Origin of the sequence: Marinobacter sp. RI1, from assembly GCF_041155085.1 — a bacterium.
In the GTDB taxonomy this organism is placed as follows: domain Bacteria; phylum Pseudomonadota; class Gammaproteobacteria; order Pseudomonadales; family Oleiphilaceae; genus Marinobacter; species Marinobacter nauticus.
On sequence record NZ_AP031605.1, the window covers coordinates 2,098,072 to 2,114,657 of the forward strand.

The window sequence follows — 16,586 nt, forward strand, 5'->3', positions numbered from 1 at the left end:
ATGACCGATAACACCAAGACCAGCGTCAGATTGGGTACACCTCTTAAAAGCAACTCGTTCCGGGTACTTTTTTGTGGTTCCGGGGAATTGGGCAAGGAAGTTGTGATTGAGCTCCAGCGCTTCGGCGTTGAGGTGATCGCCATTGATCGATATGCCGATGCACCGGCAATGCAGGTGGCCCATCGTTCCCATGTTGTCGACATGCTTGACCCTGTGGCTTTGCGGAGCGTCATCGAGAAAGAGCGCCCGAACCTGATTGTTCCGGAGATAGAAGCTATTGCCACCCCGGAGTTGGTCAAGCTCGAGCAGGAAGGTTATCGGGTGATACCCAGTGCGCGGGCGGTGAACCTGACGATGAATCGTGAGGGTATTCGTCGGTTGGCTGCGGAAGAGCTCGGGTTGCCAACATCACCGTATCGGTTTGCGGGTACGCGGGAAGAATATTTGCAGGCGGTTGCGGAAGTCGGGCTTCCCTTGGTGGTAAAACCAGTGATGAGTTCGTCTGGCAAGGGGCAAAGTACGGTAAAGACCGAAGCCGATATTGAAAGAGCCTGGGAGTACGCACAAACCGGAGGCCGGGCAGGAAAGGGCAGGGTAATCGTCGAAGGCTTTGTCGATTTTGACTATGAGATTACTTTGCTGACGGTGAGGCATAAAGAGGGGGTAACCTTCTGCGAGCCCATTGGTCACAGGCAGGAAGATGGTGACTATCGCGAATCCTGGCAGCCGCAGCCGATGAATGACCTGGCATTACAGCGTTCAAAAGAGATCGCCCGTGCTGTGGTGGAAGATCTCGGCGGTTACGGCATCTATGGTGTTGAGCTGTTTGTGAAGGGTGAGAACGTCTGGTTCTCGGAGGTCTCACCTCGCCCTCATGACACGGGACTGGTCACGCTTGTATCCCAGGACCTGTCCGAGTTTGCTATCCACGCCAGGGCCATACTGGGTATTCCCGTTCCTGTTGTTCGACAGAATGGTCCCAGTGCGTCGGCGGTCATTCTGCCGGAGGGAAGCTCCACAGAAGTTTCCTATACCGGCCTGGAAGAAGCCCTGGCACAACCGGGAACCCAGCTACGCCTGTTCGGAAAGCCGGAATTACAAGGCAGGAGGCGAATGGGGGTAGCGCTGGCGTTGGGTAGCTCCATAGAGGATGCCCGGGAGAAAGCTCGCACTGCAGCAAGCTCTATAAAGGTCGAATTCTGAAAGCCTGATCCCTGAATCCATCGTGAGGGGTGAAAATCCGGGTGATTTTTGGTCGTTCTGGTTGTATTCTGAACAGCCCGATAGGTGGAAACCGAAGCCCGGTAAAATAAATTGAAAATGGGCGTTGACAGTTTTCCTGAGGGCTGTAGAATGCGCACCACTTCTGAGGGACACGGCAGACAACGCCGGTTCACGAAGAACGCAACTACTTGAAAGTGTTCGAAAATTTGCTTCAAAAATTCTTCGAAAAAAGTGGTTGACAGGGCAGCGGAACGATGTAGAATACGCGGCCTTGATTGAGCAACAGCTCAAACGCTCTTTAAAAAGTTAACCAAGTAATTCGTGTGGGCGCTGGCCGAGGTATTTCGGACACGAAATATCAGGACAGTGACTCGTCGAAATTGAGTTTTGTCTTGAGCAAGAATTAAGAACTTTCGGGTTCTTGTATGATTTAAACTGAAGAGTTTGATCATGGCTCAGATTGAACGCTGGCGGCAGGCTTAACACATGCAAGTCGAGCGGTAACAGGGGTAGCTTGCTACCCGCTGACGAGCGGCGGACGGGTGAGTAATGCTTAGGAATCTGCCCAGTAGTGGGGGATAGCCCGGGGAAACCCGGATTAATACCGCATACGTCCTACGGGAGAAAGCAGGGGATCTTCGGACCTTGCGCTATTGGATGAGCCTAAGTCGGATTAGCTAGTTGGTGGGGTAAAGGCCTACCAAGGCGACGATCCGTAGCTGGTCTGAGAGGATGATCAGCCACATCGGGACTGAGACACGGCCCGAACTCCTACGGGAGGCAGCAGTGGGGAATATTGGACAATGGGGGCAACCCTGATCCAGCCATGCCGCGTGTGTGAAGAAGGCTTTCGGGTTGTAAAGCACTTTCAGTAGGGAGGAAAACCTTATGGTTAATACCCATGAGGCTTGACGTTACCTACAGAAGAAGCACCGGCTAACTCCGTGCCAGCAGCCGCGGTAATACGGAGGGTGCAAGCGTTAATCGGAATTACTGGGCGTAAAGCGCGCGTAGGTGGTTTGGTAAGCGAGATGTGAAAGCCCCGGGCTTAACCTGGGAACGGCATTTCGAACTGTCAGACTAGAGTGTGGTAGAGGGTAGTGGAATTTCCTGTGTAGCGGTGAAATGCGTAGATATAGGAAGGAACACCAGTGGCGAAGGCGGCTACCTGGACCAACACTGACACTGAGGTGCGAAAGCGTGGGGAGCAAACAGGATTAGATACCCTGGTAGTCCACGCCGTAAACGATGTCAACTAGCCGTTGGGACTCTTGAAGTCTTAGTGGCGCAGCTAACGCACTAAGTTGACCGCCTGGGGAGTACGGCCGCAAGGTTAAAACTCAAATGAATTGACGGGGGCCCGCACAAGCGGTGGAGCATGTGGTTTAATTCGACGCAACGCGAAGAACCTTACCTGGCCTTGACATCCAGAGAACTTTCCAGAGATGGATTGGTGCCTTCGGGAACTCTGAGACAGGTGCTGCATGGCCGTCGTCAGCTCGTGTCGTGAGATGTTGGGTTAAGTCCCGTAACGAGCGCAACCCCTATCCCTGGTTGCTAGCAGGTAATGCTGAGAACTCCAGGGAGACTGCCGGTGACAAACCGGAGGAAGGTGGGGATGACGTCAGGTCATCATGGCCCTTACGGCCAGGGCTACACACGTGCTACAATGGCGCGTACAGAGGGCTGCCAACTCGCGAGAGTGAGCCAATCCCTTAAAACGCGTCGTAGTCCGGATCGGAGTCTGCAACTCGACTCCGTGAAGTCGGAATCGCTAGTAATCGCGAATCAGAATGTCGCGGTGAATACGTTCCCGGGCCTTGTACACACCGCCCGTCACACCATGGGAGTGGATTGCACCAGAAGTAGTTAGTCTAACCTTCGGGAGGACGATTACCACGGTGTGGTTCATGACTGGGGTGAAGTCGTAACAAGGTAGCCGTAGGGGAACCTGCGGCTGGATCACCTCCTTAAACGAAGCCGAATGCTTCGGTCAGAGTCCACACGAATTACTTGGTTGGCTAATAAAGAGAGCAGATGGGTCGTTGCAGGCCCGTGTTTTGGGTCTGTAGCTCAGGTGGTTAGAGCGCACCCCTGATAAGGGTGAGGTCGGTGGTTCAAGTCCACCCAGACCCACCAGAATTATCCAGCTCAGCGTTATCGAATGACTTGCATAGCAGGCTATGCGGCGCCATTCGATGCCTTGATCTGAATAATTCTTGTAGATAGCTTCTTGGGGCTATAGCTCAGCTGGGAGAGCGCCTGCCTTGCACGCAGGAGGTCGGCAGTTCGATCCTGCCTAGCTCCACCAAACTTTACTGACTAACTTCGGTTAGCAGTGTGCAGAAACAAGTGTTTCAACTTAATGAAAGTTCGAAGCCCTTCTTTCTGATCACTGGGTCAGATTTGCTCTTTAACAAATTGGACGAGATAGAACACGAATATTTTTCTCTCATTATCTCCGAGAGAAAATGTTCAAAGTGATAGCGATTTCAAGCGTTATCCGGTGTTGTCGTTGAAGTGGTTGTTCTATTGCTTCAAGTGACTGTCTCGAAGATGCCTCGGAATCAGGCTTGCCTGGTGAAGAGTGTGGATTCGTGATCAGTTGTCTTGGGGTTATATAGTCAAGCAACTAAGCGCATACGGTGGATGCCTTGGCAGTCAGAGGCGATGAAAGACGTGGAAGCCTGCGATAAGGTTCGGGGAGCTGGCAAACGAGCTGTGATCCGGACATCTCTGAATGGGGAAACCCACCAACCTTCGGGTTGGTATCTTACACTGAATCCATAGGTGTAAGAGGCGAACCAGGGGAACTGAAACATCTAAGTACCCTGAGGAAAAGAAATCAACCGAGATTCCCTAAGTAGCGGCGAGCGAACGGGGACCAGCCCTTAAGCTGAACAACTGGTAGGAGAAGGCTCTGGAAAGTGCCGCCATAGTGGGTGATAGCCCCGTATCCGAAACCTGAGTTCAGTGAAATCGAGTAGGTCGGCGCACGAGAAACGTTGACTGAACATGGGGGGACCATCCTCCAAGGCTAAATACTCCTGACTGACCGATAGTGAACCAGTACCGTGAGGGAAAGGCGAAAAGAACCCCTGTGAGGGGAGTGAAATAGACCCTGAAACCGTATGCGTACAAGCAGTCGGAGCAGACTTGTTCTGTGACGGCGTACCTTTTGTATAATGGGTCAGCGACTTATGTTCAGTGGCGAGGTTAACCGTTTAGGGGAGCCGTAGGGAAACCGAGTCTGAATAGGGCGAATTAGTCGCTGGGCATAGACCCGAAACCGGGCGATCTATCCATGAGCAGGTTGAAGGTGCCGTAACAGGCACTGGAGGACCGAACCCACTGTCGTTGAAAAGCCAGGGGATGACTTGTGGATCGGAGTGAAAGGCTAATCAAGCCCGGAGATAGCTGGTTCTCCCCGAAAGCTATTTAGGTAGCGCCTCGGACGAATACCACAGGGGGTAGAGCACTGTTTGGGCTAGGGGGTCATCTCGACTTACCAACCCCATGCAAACTCCGAATACCTGTGAGTACTATCCGGGAGACACACGGCGGGTGCTAACGTCCGTCGTGAAGAGGGAAACAACCCAGACCGCCAGCTAAGGTCCCAAAGTACCAGTTAAGTGGGAAACGATGTGGGAAGGCTCAGACAGCTAGGAGGTTGGCTTAGAAGCAGCCACCCTTTAAAGAAAGCGTAATAGCTCACTAGTCGAGTCGGCCTGCGCGGAAGATGTAACGGGGCTCAAACTGGTCACCGAAGCTGCGGCTGCATACTTTGTATGCGGGGTAGGGGAGCGTTCTGTAAGCCTGCGAAGGTGTGTTGAGAAGCATGCTGGAGGTATCAGAAGTGCGAATGCTGACATGAGTAACGACAATGCGGGTGAAAAACCCGCACGCCGGAAGACCAAGGGTTCCTGCGCAACGCTAATCGGCGCAGGGTGAGTCGGCCCCTAAGGCGAGACCGAAAGGTGTAGTCGATGGGAAACGGGTTAATATTCCCGTACCTTGGATAGCTGCGATGGAGAGACGGAGAAGGCTAGGTGAGCCGGGCGACGGTTGCCCCGGTTTAAGCATGTAGGGAGTGGACTTAGGCAAATCCGGGTCCACAATCCCGAGACGCGACGACGAGTGCCCAAGGGCGCGAAGTCATTGATGCCCTGCTTCCAGGAAAATCTTCTAAGCTTCAGGCTATTCGAGACCGTACCCCAAACCGACACAGGTGGTCAGGTAGAGAATACCAAGGCGCTTGAGAGAACTCGGGTAAAGGAACTAGGCAAAATGGTGCCGTAACTTCGGGAGAAGGCACGCCGGTGTGTACGTGAAGCCCCTGCGGGTGGAGCGGAAGCCGGTCGAAGATACCAGGCCCCTGCGACTGTTTATTAAAAACACAGCACTCTGCAAACACGAAAGTGGACGTATAGGGTGTGACGCCTGCCCGGTGCCGGAAGGTTAATTGATGGGGTTAGCATTCGTGCGAAGCTCTTGATCGAAGCCCCGGTAAACGGCGGCCGTAACTATAACGGTCCTAAGGTAGCGAAATTCCTTGTCGGGTAAGTTCCGACCTGCACGAATGGCGTAACGATGGGGGCGCTGTCTCTACCCGAGACTCAGTGAAATTGAAATCGCCGTGAAGATGCGGTGTATCCGCGGCTAGACGGAAAGACCCCGTGAACCTTTACTATAGCTTCACAGTGAACTTTGAGCATGCTTGTGTAGGATAGCTGGGAGGCTTTGAAACCGGGACGCCAGTTCCGGTGGAGCCAACCTTGAAATACCAGCCTGGCATGTTTGAGGTTCTAACTCTGGCCCCTTATCGGGGTTGAGGACACTGTGTGGTGGGTAGTTTGACTGGGGCGGTCTCCTCCCAAAGCGTAACGGAGGAGCACAAAGGTGGGCTAAGCACGGTCGGACATCGTGCGGTTAGTGTAATGGCACAAGCCCGCTTGACTGCGAGACAGACACGTCGAGCAGGTACGAAAGTAGGTCATAGTGATCCGGTGGTTCTGTATGGAAGGGCCATCGCTCAACGGATAAAAGGTACTCCGGGGATAACAGGCTGATACCGCCCAAGAGTTCACATCGACGGCGGTGTTTGGCACCTCGATGTCGGCTCATCACATCCTGGGGCTGAAGCCGGTCCCAAGGGTATGGCTGTTCGCCATTTAAAGTGGTACGCGAGCTGGGTTTAGAACGTCGTGAGACAGTTCGGTCCCTATCTGCCGTGGACGTTGGAGATTTGAGGAAAGCTGCTCCTAGTACGAGAGGACCGGAGTGGACGAACCTCTGGTGTTCGGGTTGTCACGCCAGTGGCATTGCCCGGTAGCTATGTTCGGACAGGATAACCGCTGAAAGCATCTAAGCGGGAAGCCCCTTCCAAGATGAGATCTCCCCGAGGCCTCGAGCCTCCTGAAGAGCCGTTCAAGACCAGGACGTTGATAGGTCGGGTGTGTAAGCGCTGCGAGGCGTTGAGCTAACCGATACTAATTGCTCGTGCGGCTTGACTATATAACACCCAAGACAATTGCGGATGACGCAGAGCCTAACCGCTCAATCGAAATCAACATCACTCAGTTCCTTCTCGTCCCCCAGTGATCAACCGTTTTGCCTGACGACCATAGCGGTCTGGAACCACCTGATCCCATCCCGAACTCAGAAGTGAAACAGACCTGCGCCGATGGTAGTGTGGCGTTGCCCATGTGAGAGTAGGTCATCGTCAGGCGCCTAATGCCTAAAACCCCCGACAGCTTCGCTGCCGGGGGTTTTTTATTGCTGCCTTTATGGTGGTCACTAGCGACCGATTAATTCAATAACGCCGCCAACAATGCTGTGCAGCAAACTGAATTGTTCATCGGTGCGCGCAATATACTCGTCCAGAACCCCTCCCTGCCATGTGACAAGCCAAACCAGTGCCACCAAACCCGCAATGGATAAGCCGCCGAGCCAGCGCATTTGCCGTTGTTGCTGGTCTAACTTCTGAACCTGTTGTAGCTGACATTCGGTAAAGGCAGCGCGCAACTCACGGATTTCTTCCTCCAGCTCTTCATAGGCAATTTCCAGCGTGGACAGGCGCCCGGTCATGCCCCGGGAGTTCTGTTCCGTTGCTTCCAACCCGTGATGTCCTCCTTCCTCAACGGCCAGGCGGATGGCTTCACTTTGTTCCTGATCAGGCACGTTAGACAGAATGATATCCAGAGTTCGCATCAGCTGGTCCCGGTCAACCTGCTTGCGAATGACACCGGCAGCACCGAGGGCTCTGGCTTCCTGTAGGTAACGTTCTGCGTTCTGGGAGGTATACATGAATACCGGGATGTCCCGCGTCTCCGGCTGCTGCTTGAGTCTCTCCAGTACCTGAAAGCCATTCATACCCGGGAGGAGATGATCAAGGAAGATAAGGTCGAAATGTTCCTGCTGAAGCAGGGGAAAGGCCTGCTCTGCAGTGGCAACCCCTTTGGTAGAGATATCCGCCCGTTCAAGCAGCCGGGACAACAGAATACGGGCCGTTGACGAGTCTTCGATGATCAGTGCGTGCCCTCGCGGCATGAGAGAGCTCCTCCCTGGAAGTGACAGACGTTGTTACGCTGTGATGAATCAGTCCGAAAGACTCGGGCACTATAAGTGCAGCTCAGAAAATATGCAGTGGGTAGGCGGGCCCGGGTTCCGTTTTTGAGACTCCTATTTCATTTTTGCGTCAGGGCAGCCAGATTTCGAATACACCCCCACCCAGGCTGCCGCCGTTGTGCAGTTTGATGGAGCCGGTTCGCTCGCCTTCGCTATGCAGTGCGGCCACAGACGAGGCGAAGAACAGCCCCAGGCTGGTACTGCCGGTATTGAAGTCCAGCGACTTGAAACTCAGGGTACCAGTATGTTGCATGCTTTCCGGGTAGCCCTGGCCATCATCTTCAACCCCCAGCACCAGATAACCGTCTTCTTCGCGCGCAATAAGCCGTATCTGGCTTTTGGTATAACGGATGGCGTTGTTGATGGTGTTGTTGAGTACACCGGTCAACAGGTCCTCGTCGAAAAAACCATTGATGTCATCTGCGGCAATTGAATATTTGAGCCCGAGTCCCTGCAACAAAGGGATGTGCCTGGCGAGGTGCTCCTCCAGGAAATCTGGCACAAAATGCTCGTCAATGTGCGCAGAGAGATTGTTTTCTCCCAGGCGATAGATACCCAGTAACTGAACCAGATCGTTATGCATACGCTCGGCTTCGTACTGGAGCATGTTGAATTTGTCGGAGCCAGCAAGGGATTGCTCATGTTCACCACGAAGTTCGTCGAGGCTGTTCAGTAACATGCCGAGAGAATTTTTCATGTCGTGCACGGCAGAGGCCAGCACCATCGAAAAGTCGATGTTTGGGTCGGTCATGCGGTCAGTCCTTTCAGTTTTCGGGTGAGGGCCAGGTATCGACGGTGTTGACGATGTTGCTCCGGCAGCTTGCTAAGACGATCCAGGCGCTGTTGGCAGGCAGCCAGTAACGCAGGCTCCGGGTTCTGGTCATATTGCTTCATCAACACCTGAACCAGGTTCAGGTTCAAGGCAGCATGGTCCGGAACGATAGCCAGGGCTTTGTTGAAGGCTTCCACTGCAGCGTCGAGGTCGCCTGCCTCAAACGCTTTGATGCCATCCCGGTTCATGCTGCGTGCTTCCAGTTTCTGACGGAAGCCAACGGGCTCGTCCAGGAGGTTTTCAATTTTCTGCAAGGTGTCGGGGTCGTTATCAAATCGTGAGGCCAGATCGCCGAGGATTCTCTTGGCCTGATCTTCCCGGCCCATCCGGAACAGGGTTTTTGCGAAATCCAGCCCCATATCGGCCGGGAGTTCCTCCAGGCTCTCGAGCTCCGAGCTGACCGCGGTAAGAATCTTTTCGGCCTCCCGGTGGCGGCCTTGTCCGGCATGGAGACGGCACTGCACGATCCGGCTTTTGAGCCCGATGGTTTCATCGTTGTCGAACCGTTTCTCCATTTTCGTAAGCACAGAGAGGGCTTCTGACGAGCGCGCCGCGCCTTCTTCGTCCAGATCGCCCTCGCTCAGATCGGACAGGCTCTGGGCGAGCGACAGGTAATGCTCTGAATTGTCGTGTATGGAATAGGTGCCCAGAGACACCGTCTGTCGCCATGCCTGGGAGGCGGTGTCAATATCCTGGTTTGCGCCGGCCAGTTCAGCTAGATGCTTCTGGCGGAGCAGAGCGTTGGGGGAGTGTTCAGCCGCTTTCTCAAGAACCTGTTGGGCCTGGGCCGATCGTCCCTGTTTCTGAAGGCCTTCGGCCAGCAGGTCGTAGGCTTCCATATAGTCCGGGTGTTTTTCAATCAGAGCCTTGAGGCCGTCGACGGCCTGATCAAAGTTCCGGTTGGCGAGCAACACCTTGCACCGGCCTAGCCGGGCCCAGGACAGCTCCCGCTGATTCAGAACATCATCGTAGACCTTCTGGGCGTGGGCCAGGTCGCCGACCATGAAGTAGAGTTCCCCGAGTGTCTTCATCAGCCAGGTTTTGTAGCGGGGCTGCTTGGGCAGGGTTTGCAGGCAAAGACTGATGGCTTCCGGGTAGTTTTCCCGGTCGATCTCCCGGGTGATGGGGAGCAGGGCATTGCGCTGTTTGATCAGGCTGCCCAGACGTTGCTCCAGCATGGCACGGTTAATGGGCTTTGTCAGATAGCCGTCAGGCTGATATTCCCGTGCCCCCATGACCATTTCCTTGGAGGTTTCCGCGGTTACCATCAGGAACAGCGATGAGCGTTTGAGGAGTTTCTTGTGCCTCAGCTCTTCCAGTACGTGCTGGCCGTTTTTGCCTTCCCCCAGATTGTAGTCGCACAGCACGACATCTACGTGATTGTAGGTACAGTACTGGATGGCGGGCGTGGCGTGAGCAACCAGCTCAATCTTGTCGGCACCACAACTGCGGAGCATCTGCCGCATGGATAGCCGAAAGTTCTCGAAATCGTCGACAACAAGAAAAGTAAGCTTGCCAAACGGATTTACTGCGTCTTTCCGGTCGGATGGATTCATGGCCGCTTCTGTTTAAGTAGTTTGTTTACGAGCGCTCGCAGGGCTGCAGGCTTCACTGGCTTGTACAGTACCTGGTAGCCCCGGTTGCCTGCGTCGTCACGTACCTCCGGCGCCATATAGCCGGTAATGAGGATGCCGGGAATATCGCTTCCCAGATGTTTCCTTATGCTGTCCATGGCATCCAGTCCATTGCGGTTATCATCCAGCTGATAATCAGCAAGTATAATATCGGGCCTGCGTCCGTCCAGTTTGTCCAGGGCATCGTCCAGGCTTTCGGCGGCAGTGACATCACACTGCCAGTTGCCCAGCAACGCGACCATGCCTTGCAGAATGGCTGCGTCATTGTCGATGCACAGAACGTGAAGGCCCCCGAGATTGGATACCCGTCTTGAACTGCTGCCGCTTTTCTGCGAATCCAGCCGGCTTTGATCGGCCGGGGCGACCGGAACCGTGATCCCGAATACGCTGCCTTTGCCCTGGATGGAGTGCACGGTGACGGGGTGGTTAAGCATGCCGCTGATACGATCAACAATGGCCAGGCCAAGCCCCAGCCCCTTCTTGTCGCGACCATGCTGGAATCGGCGAAACTCCTCAAAGATGTGATTAAGCTGGTCATCTGACATACCCGGTCCGGTGTCCCAGACTTCAATGCGCAGATAGCCTTTCAGGCGTCGGCAGCCCATCAGAATCTTGCCGCTTGCGGTGTAGCGGATGGCATTGGAAAGGAAGTTCTGTACCACACGACGCAGAAGTTTCGCATCGGAACGGACCCAGGCGGTACTGGGGACTACATGCAGTTCCAGCCCCTGATCCTTGGCGATGGCTGAAAACTCGGTGGCCAGATGCCTGAGCAGCTCGTTGACTGGAAACACGCCGATATCCGGCTCAAGTGCCCCGGCATCAAGCTTTGAAATGTCCAGCAGTGTACTGATGATCTCCTCAGCCGCGCCCAGCGAGCTGTCGATGTGGTCTACCAGATCCCGGGTTTCGCCCTCGTTCACTTTGCCGGACAACGCGGAGGTAAAGAGTCTTGCTGCGTTCAGGGGTTGCAGCAGGTCGTGGCTTGCAGAGGCAAGGAAGCGGGTTTTACTCTGGTTCGCCTGCTCGGCTACCGACTTGGCCTTGAGCATCTGCTCATTGATCACCTGCAGTTCCTGGGTGCGCTCCCGGACCCTTTGCTCCAGATAGATGTTGGTTTCCTTCAGGGCCTGCTCGGTCCTGCGCATGGCGGTAATGTCCTGGAATGTGGTGACATAGCCGCCGCCTGGAATCGGACTGCCATCCACCCGGACCACCGTGCCATCGGGCCGCTGACGCTCGTAAGACATGGGTTTGCCTTCGCGCATGCTGTTGCAGCGGTTCTCGACGATGTCGTCAATTCGCCGGGCAGACAGGTTGGCGTTGGTGAGGTTGTAGCGCATCAGGTCTTCAACCGGCCGGCCAACCCGCACAAACCCCTTGGGATAGTTGAACAGTTCAAGATAACGATGGTTCCAGACGACAAGTTGCTGCTGATGGTTGACCACGGACACGCCCAGGCTGATGTTCTCGATGGCAGACTGCAGTAACTCTCGGCTGAAGGTCATGGCCTGGGAGGCTTCATCGACAATGCTGACCACGTCCTCAATCTGCATATCGCGGCCAGTCAGGGTCGACTCCAGAACCACGCGGGCGGTGGAGGCTCCAATCACCGATGCCAGCTGGCGCTCTATGTACTTCATCAGGTGGGTGGAAGCTGGCCGCTGAGGATAGAGCCGGATGGCATTACGTCGTTCGTAGTTCCTGAAAATGCTTTCGGAACGTTCTTCACCCATGAACCGGTCGGTCAGGGCCTGCAGGTCGGAGGTAAGAATCTCACCCTGCCAGCTCTGGTGCTGGGCATTCTCGGCTTTGGGCTGCGCATCGTGGAAGAACGCGGCAATCTGAATCTTCTCCCGAATACGTTGCCGGGTAATCAGGGAGAGCAGAATATAGGCCCCGGTGTTTACCCCCAGACTCCAAAGAATGCCATGGCTAATCTGATCCAGGTCGGAACCGAACAGGGCCGTTGGTCGGGTCCAGTTCCAGCCAAACAGGCCGTGCTCAATCATGGTATCCGCAACCCACCCGGTGGACACCAGCGCGGGCAACAGCAAGGTGTAACACCACATCAGGAAGCCCAGCCCCAGGCCCCAGGCAGCTCCGGTGAAGTTACCCTGGCGCCAGAGAATACCGCCTACGAGCGCGGGACCAAACTGGGCCGCTGCGGCAAAGGACAGTAAGCCAAACGCCGTCAGGCTGTAGTCTTCGCCAGCCATGCGGTAGAAGCCGTAGGCGGTCAGCAGTACTACAAAGATGGCAACCCGCCGGATCGTCAGCAGCAGGAAGCTGAGATCAGTTCGTCGGTTCATGCCTGGTCGGAAGAACTTGAGCAGGCCTGGCATGATGATTTCATTACTCACCATGGTGGCTATGGCGACGGAACAGACAATCACCATGGCGGCCGCCGCTGATCCACCGCCCAGAAACGCCAGTACGGCAAGCCAGTGTTCCCCTGCCATGATCGGCAGTTGCAGGATGACGATGTCCGGATCGCTGCCCGCCAGGTGAGTGCTCAACAGTCCGGCTGCGGCAATGGGAATGACGAATGCGCTGGCGATGATCAGATAGATCGGCATCGCCCAGCGAGCGACCTCAAAATCCCGGTGATCGGTGTTCTCCACCACCATCACGTGAAATTGCCGTGGCAGGCAGATGATGGCCAGCATGGCAACCAGCGTCTGTGTGAGGAACGCAGGGGCCTCCAGCGACTCTGTGGTAAGCGTGCCCATCAGGTCAGCTTCGCGGACTCGGGTAAACAGGTCCCCGAAGCCATCGTACAGCCCGTAGCCAACAAACAGCCCCACCGCCACAAAGGCGATGAGCTTGATCAGTGATTCAAAGGCAACGGCCTGGATCATGCCCCGATGATGTTCTGTGGACTCCAGGTGCCGGGTTCCGAACAGCACGGTAAAGACCGCCAGAGCCAGGGTGATGTACCAGGCAGAGTCGTTCCAGGCCGCTGTACTCAATTCCTGATAACTGTCACCGGTGCCCGAGAGGACATTAAACCCCAGGGCAATGGCTTTGAGCTGAAGGGCAATGTAGGGAACGCTGCCGATCAGGGCAAAGATGGCCACCATGGCCGCCAGCACCTGGGATTTGCCGTAACGCGAGGCAATAAAGTCGGCAATGGAGGTGCTGTTGTTGCGTTTACTGATGTAGATGATGCGCCGGAGCAGCGGCGCAAAGAAAATGAATACCAGTAACGGGCCCAGGTAGATGGGGAGAAATGCCAGACCTTCCTGGGTGGCCCGACCAACTGCGCCATAGAAGGTCCATGACGTGAAATAGACGGCCAAGGACAAACCGTAAATATGGGTTCTGGCCAGACGGCGCTTGTAGAGCCCCGGGTGCCGGTCACCTGCCCAGGCGATCAGGAACAGCAGTGAAATGTAAGTGATCGATATAAGGACAAGCAGCCAGGCGCTAATCATGGGGTCTTGTTATCCGCTCCTGTGGTCTCAGCTTCTGCAAATGATGGTATAGAGTGGATCGTCGCTCTCCAGCAACTTCATGTTATCTACTCTCGGCGCCCCGTCGGAACCCAGTGGTACCAGCTCCCGGCTGCCACAGTTAATGAGATGAATCCGGTGCGAAACCGCAACGGTGACCGTCTGCTCGAAACGATAAAGGGTGAAGCGAACAATGTTCTGATCACCGGTATCACGGCTGATACTGTCCTTGTCGACCGCAGAGAATGAGGTCACGTAGGGAAACACAAAGGTCCAGGGGCGAAAGAAAATTCTCTCCTGTTCGGTGGCCACTACCACAGCTTCTTCCGGCAGCATGGCTCGTTTGTGGTCATACCAGGTGTATTCTCCATAGATCAGATAACCCAGCATGCCCGCACCGGCAAAGACCGGAATCAGCCACTTCGGGGCTTTTTTGGCGGTGGCCGCGCGAATACCCATGGCGATGCCAGCGGCACCAAGACCGCAAAAAACGGTGGCTACAAATGTCCAGAACATACAACGGTTTCCTCAAAAAAGAACGGGCTCCCTCACTGAGGAAGCCCGTTCGGTTTCAACCTGTCATCAGGTGCGATGAATCAGATTGTCTTTCGCTTCAGTGATCCTGGGCAGTACCGGCACCACGCGGGTAGCGGACGCTTTCAACCAGTTCCTGAATTTCAACGGGCGGCTCTGCAGTCACCTTGGATACTGCGAAGGCTACCGCAAAGTTGACGATCGCACCAATGGCACCGATAGACAGCGGGGAAATACCCAGCACCCAGTTCTCGGGAGTGTCTGCCAGATTGTTGGTGCCCGGGATGAAGAACCAGCCTTTGTACACGAAGATGTACACCAGAGTGAAGATCAGGCCGGACAGCATGCCCAGAGTCGCGCCCACGTTGTTTACGCGTTTGGAGAAGATACCCATCATCAGTGCCGGGAACAGTGAGGCAGCCGCAATACCGAAGGCAAGGGCAACCACCTGAGCCGCGAACCCTGGCGGGTTTGCACCGAGATAGGTGGCGACAACAATGGCAACGGCCATGGATATCCGGGCAGCCATCAGTTCGCCCTTATCACTGATACTGGGGTTGAATCGTCCCTTGATAAGGTCGTGACTCACCGCCGAGGAAATCGCCAGCAGCAGGCCGGCGGCTGTCGACAGCGCGGCTGCAAGACCACCGGCTGCGATCAGGCCAATGACCCAGCCTGGCAGGTTGGCGATTTCGGGGTTGGCCAGTACCAGGATGTCACGGTTAACCACCAGTTCGTTGCCGTTCCAGCCGCGGGCCTGGGCTTCAGCTTCAAACGCAGGTACGTCGTTGTAAAGCTGGATACGGCCGTCTTCGTTTTTGTCGGTAAACTGAATCAGACCCGTTACTTCCCATTCCTTGACCCAGTTCGGGCGCTCATCATATTCGATGGGAGCGGCCTGGGTTCCGTCCGGGTAGATAGTGGTCATCAGGTTCAGGCGAGCCATGGAAGCGACAGCAGGAGCCGTCAGGTACAGCAGGGCAATGAAGACCAGAGCCCAGCCGCCAGACCAGCGCGCGTCAGCCACCTTGGGCACAGTGAAGAAACGAATGATAACGTGTGGCAGACCGGCAGTACCGATCATCAGGGACAGTGTGAACAGAACCATGTTCAGTTTATTGTCCACATCAGCGGTATATTCGTTGAAACCGAGATCAGTGATGACCTGGTTCAGCTTCTCAAGCAGCGGCAAGCCAGAGTCGGTATGGGTAGAGAACATGCCCAGGCCCGGAATCGGGTTGCCTGTCAGTTGAATGGAAATGAACACGGCGGGAATCGTGTAAGCGACAATCAGTACACAGTACTGGGCTACCTGAGTATAGGTAATGCCTTTCATGCCACCGAGTACCGCATAGACGAATACAACAACCGCTGCGATGATTAGACCGGTGGTGGCATCCACTTCCAGGAAGCGGGAGAAGGCCACACCAGCGCCAGCCATCTGGCCGATAACGTAGGTTACCGAGGCAACGATCAGACAGATAACGGCTACCAGTCGCGCGTTTGCGCTGTAGTATCGATCCCCGATGAACTCCGGAACCGTAAACTTACCGAACTTCCTCAGGTAAGGAGCCAGCAGCATGGCCAACAGGACGTAGCCACCGGTCCAGCCCATAAGGAACGTGGAGTTGGCATAGCCACCGGCCGCGATCAGACCAGCCATGGAGATAAACGAAGCGGCAGACATCCAGTCAGCACCGATTGCGGCGCCGTTGGTGATAGGATGCACACCACCGCCCGCAACGTAGAAATCGCTGGTACTGCCGGCCTTGGCCCAGACAGCGATGGCGATGTAGAGGAGGAACGAGCCCCCTACGAACATAATGTTGATTGCAAATTGGCTCATTTGTCCTTACTCCTCATGCACGCCGAATTTTTCGTCGATCTTGTTCATGCGCCATGCATAGTGAAAGATCAGAACAATGAAGGTAAGGATGGAGCCTTGCTGGGCAAACCAGAAGCCCAGATCGGTGCCGCCTACGGGGATTCCCGCCAGCATCGGGCGTAACAGAATAGCGAAGCCGTAAGATACCAGGGCCCAGATAATCAGGCTCCCGAATATCAGGCGTAGATTCGCCTTCCAGTAGTTTTCAGCGTCGTAGCTATGACCTGACATACAATCACTCCTGTATTGTTGTTGTGGAGATTGGGTGTTTTTTTGGTGAGGTGTTGCGGATAGAGAATTTATTATTCATGTAGTACTTCTCCGACTTGTTGTCTCCTCCGACTTTACCGGTCAATGGATTTATGGATATTGGCAAATGGTCTAACTCTCAGTAA

At 55.0% G+C, this 16,586-nt stretch carries 8 protein-coding genes, 2 tRNA genes and 3 rRNA genes; 6 read left to right on the plus strand and 7 right to left on the minus strand.

Annotated features, from left to right (window positions below; all coding sequences use genetic code 11):
- The 6 genes from purT to rrf all read left to right on the plus strand — a co-directional run bounded on the left by purT (window position 1) and on the right by rrf (window position 6,952).
- The gene (gene purT, locus ACAM27_RS09380) at window positions 1–1,203 is read left to right on the plus strand and encodes a formate-dependent phosphoribosylglycinamide formyltransferase (protein WP_014421942.1); all 1,203 of its coding nucleotides are present in this window, start codon (window positions 1–3) and stop codon (window positions 1,201–1,203) included.
- Window positions 1,204–1,656: 453 nt separating this feature from the next.
- Window positions 1,657–3,197: ribosomal RNA gene (locus tag ACAM27_RS09385) — 16S ribosomal RNA — on the plus strand.
- 89 nt (window positions 3,198–3,286) lie between these two features.
- Window positions 3,287–3,363 (plus strand) — tRNA-Ile (locus tag ACAM27_RS09390).
- Window positions 3,364–3,459: 96 nt separating this feature from the next.
- Window positions 3,460–3,535, plus strand: a tRNA-Ala gene (locus ACAM27_RS09395).
- A 311-nt stretch (window positions 3,536–3,846) separates the two neighbouring features.
- Window positions 3,847–6,738 (plus strand): 23S ribosomal RNA (locus tag ACAM27_RS09400).
- Window positions 6,739–6,837: 99 nt separating this feature from the next.
- Window positions 6,838–6,952, plus strand: a 5S ribosomal RNA gene (gene rrf, locus ACAM27_RS09405).
- The 16S, 23S and 5S rRNA genes sit together here with 2 tRNA genes alongside, the layout of an rRNA operon.
- Before the next feature lie 68 nt (window positions 6,953–7,020).
- Here rrf and ACAM27_RS09410 read toward each other — a convergent pair.
- From ACAM27_RS09410 to ACAM27_RS09440, 7 genes are all read right to left on the minus strand, one after another.
- Window positions 7,021–7,773 (minus strand): PleD family two-component system response regulator, encoded by a 753-nt coding sequence (locus ACAM27_RS09410; RefSeq protein ID WP_369611839.1) that lies wholly within the window; start codon window positions 7,771–7,773, stop codon window positions 7,021–7,023.
- 148 nt (window positions 7,774–7,921) lie between these two features.
- On the minus strand, window positions 7,922–8,602 hold the full coding sequence (locus ACAM27_RS09415) for a sensor histidine kinase KdpD (RefSeq protein WP_014421940.1): 681 nt from the start codon (window positions 8,600–8,602) through the stop codon (window positions 7,922–7,924).
- Entirely contained in the window at window positions 8,599–10,239 is a 1,641-nt protein-coding gene (locus ACAM27_RS09420; protein WP_369611840.1) for a tetratricopeptide repeat protein, read from the minus strand. The genes ACAM27_RS09415 and ACAM27_RS09420 overlap by 4 nt, the downstream gene beginning before the upstream one ends.
- Window positions 10,236–13,754: a NahK/ErcS family hybrid sensor histidine kinase/response regulator gene (locus tag ACAM27_RS09425; protein WP_369611841.1), complete on the minus strand. Its 3,519-nt coding sequence runs from the start codon at window positions 13,752–13,754 to the stop codon at window positions 10,236–10,238. Before ACAM27_RS09425 ends, ACAM27_RS09420 begins: the two co-directional genes overlap by 4 nt.
- 27 nt (window positions 13,755–13,781) lie before the next feature.
- The gene (locus tag ACAM27_RS09430) at window positions 13,782–14,288 is read right to left on the minus strand and encodes a hypothetical protein (RefSeq protein WP_369611842.1); all 507 of its coding nucleotides are present in this window, start codon (window positions 14,286–14,288) and stop codon (window positions 13,782–13,784) included.
- A gap of 97 nt (window positions 14,289–14,385) precedes the next feature.
- Window positions 14,386–16,152, minus strand: coding sequence for a sodium:solute symporter family protein (locus tag ACAM27_RS09435; RefSeq protein ID WP_022991676.1), 1,767 nt, complete (start codon window positions 16,150–16,152; stop codon window positions 14,386–14,388).
- Between the two features lie 6 nt (window positions 16,153–16,158).
- Window positions 16,159–16,422, minus strand: a complete 264-nt coding sequence (locus ACAM27_RS09440) for a DUF4212 domain-containing protein (protein ID WP_011784417.1) — start codon at window positions 16,420–16,422, stop codon at window positions 16,159–16,161.
- Window positions 16,423–16,586 lie beyond the last annotated feature (164 nt).

Excerpts from the sequence above, each read along its gene's own strand:
- purT (WP_014421942.1), top strand. The coding sequence starts at position 1 with ATGACCGATAACACCAAGACCAGCGTCAGATTGGGTACACCTCTTAAA.
- ACAM27_RS09410 (WP_369611839.1), bottom strand. The coding sequence starts at position 7,773 with ATGCCGCGAGGGCACGCACTGATCATCGAAGACTCGTCAACGGCCCGT.
- ACAM27_RS09415 (WP_014421940.1), bottom strand. The coding sequence starts at position 8,602 with ATGACCGACCCAAACATCGACTTTTCGATGGTGCTGGCCTCTGCCGTG.
- ACAM27_RS09420 (WP_369611840.1), bottom strand. The coding sequence starts at position 10,239 with ATGAATCCATCCGACCGGAAAGACGCAGTAAATCCGTTTGGCAAGCTT.
- ACAM27_RS09425 (WP_369611841.1), bottom strand. The coding sequence starts at position 13,754 with ATGATTAGCGCCTGGCTGCTTGTCCTTATATCGATCACTTACATTTCA.
- ACAM27_RS09430 (WP_369611842.1), bottom strand. The coding sequence starts at position 14,288 with ATGTTCTGGACATTTGTAGCCACCGTTTTTTGCGGTCTTGGTGCCGCT.
- ACAM27_RS09435 (WP_022991676.1), bottom strand. The coding sequence starts at position 16,152 with ATGAGCCAATTTGCAATCAACATTATGTTCGTAGGGGGCTCGTTCCTC.
- ACAM27_RS09440 (WP_011784417.1), bottom strand. The coding sequence starts at position 16,422 with ATGTCAGGTCATAGCTACGACGCTGAAAACTACTGGAAGGCGAATCTA.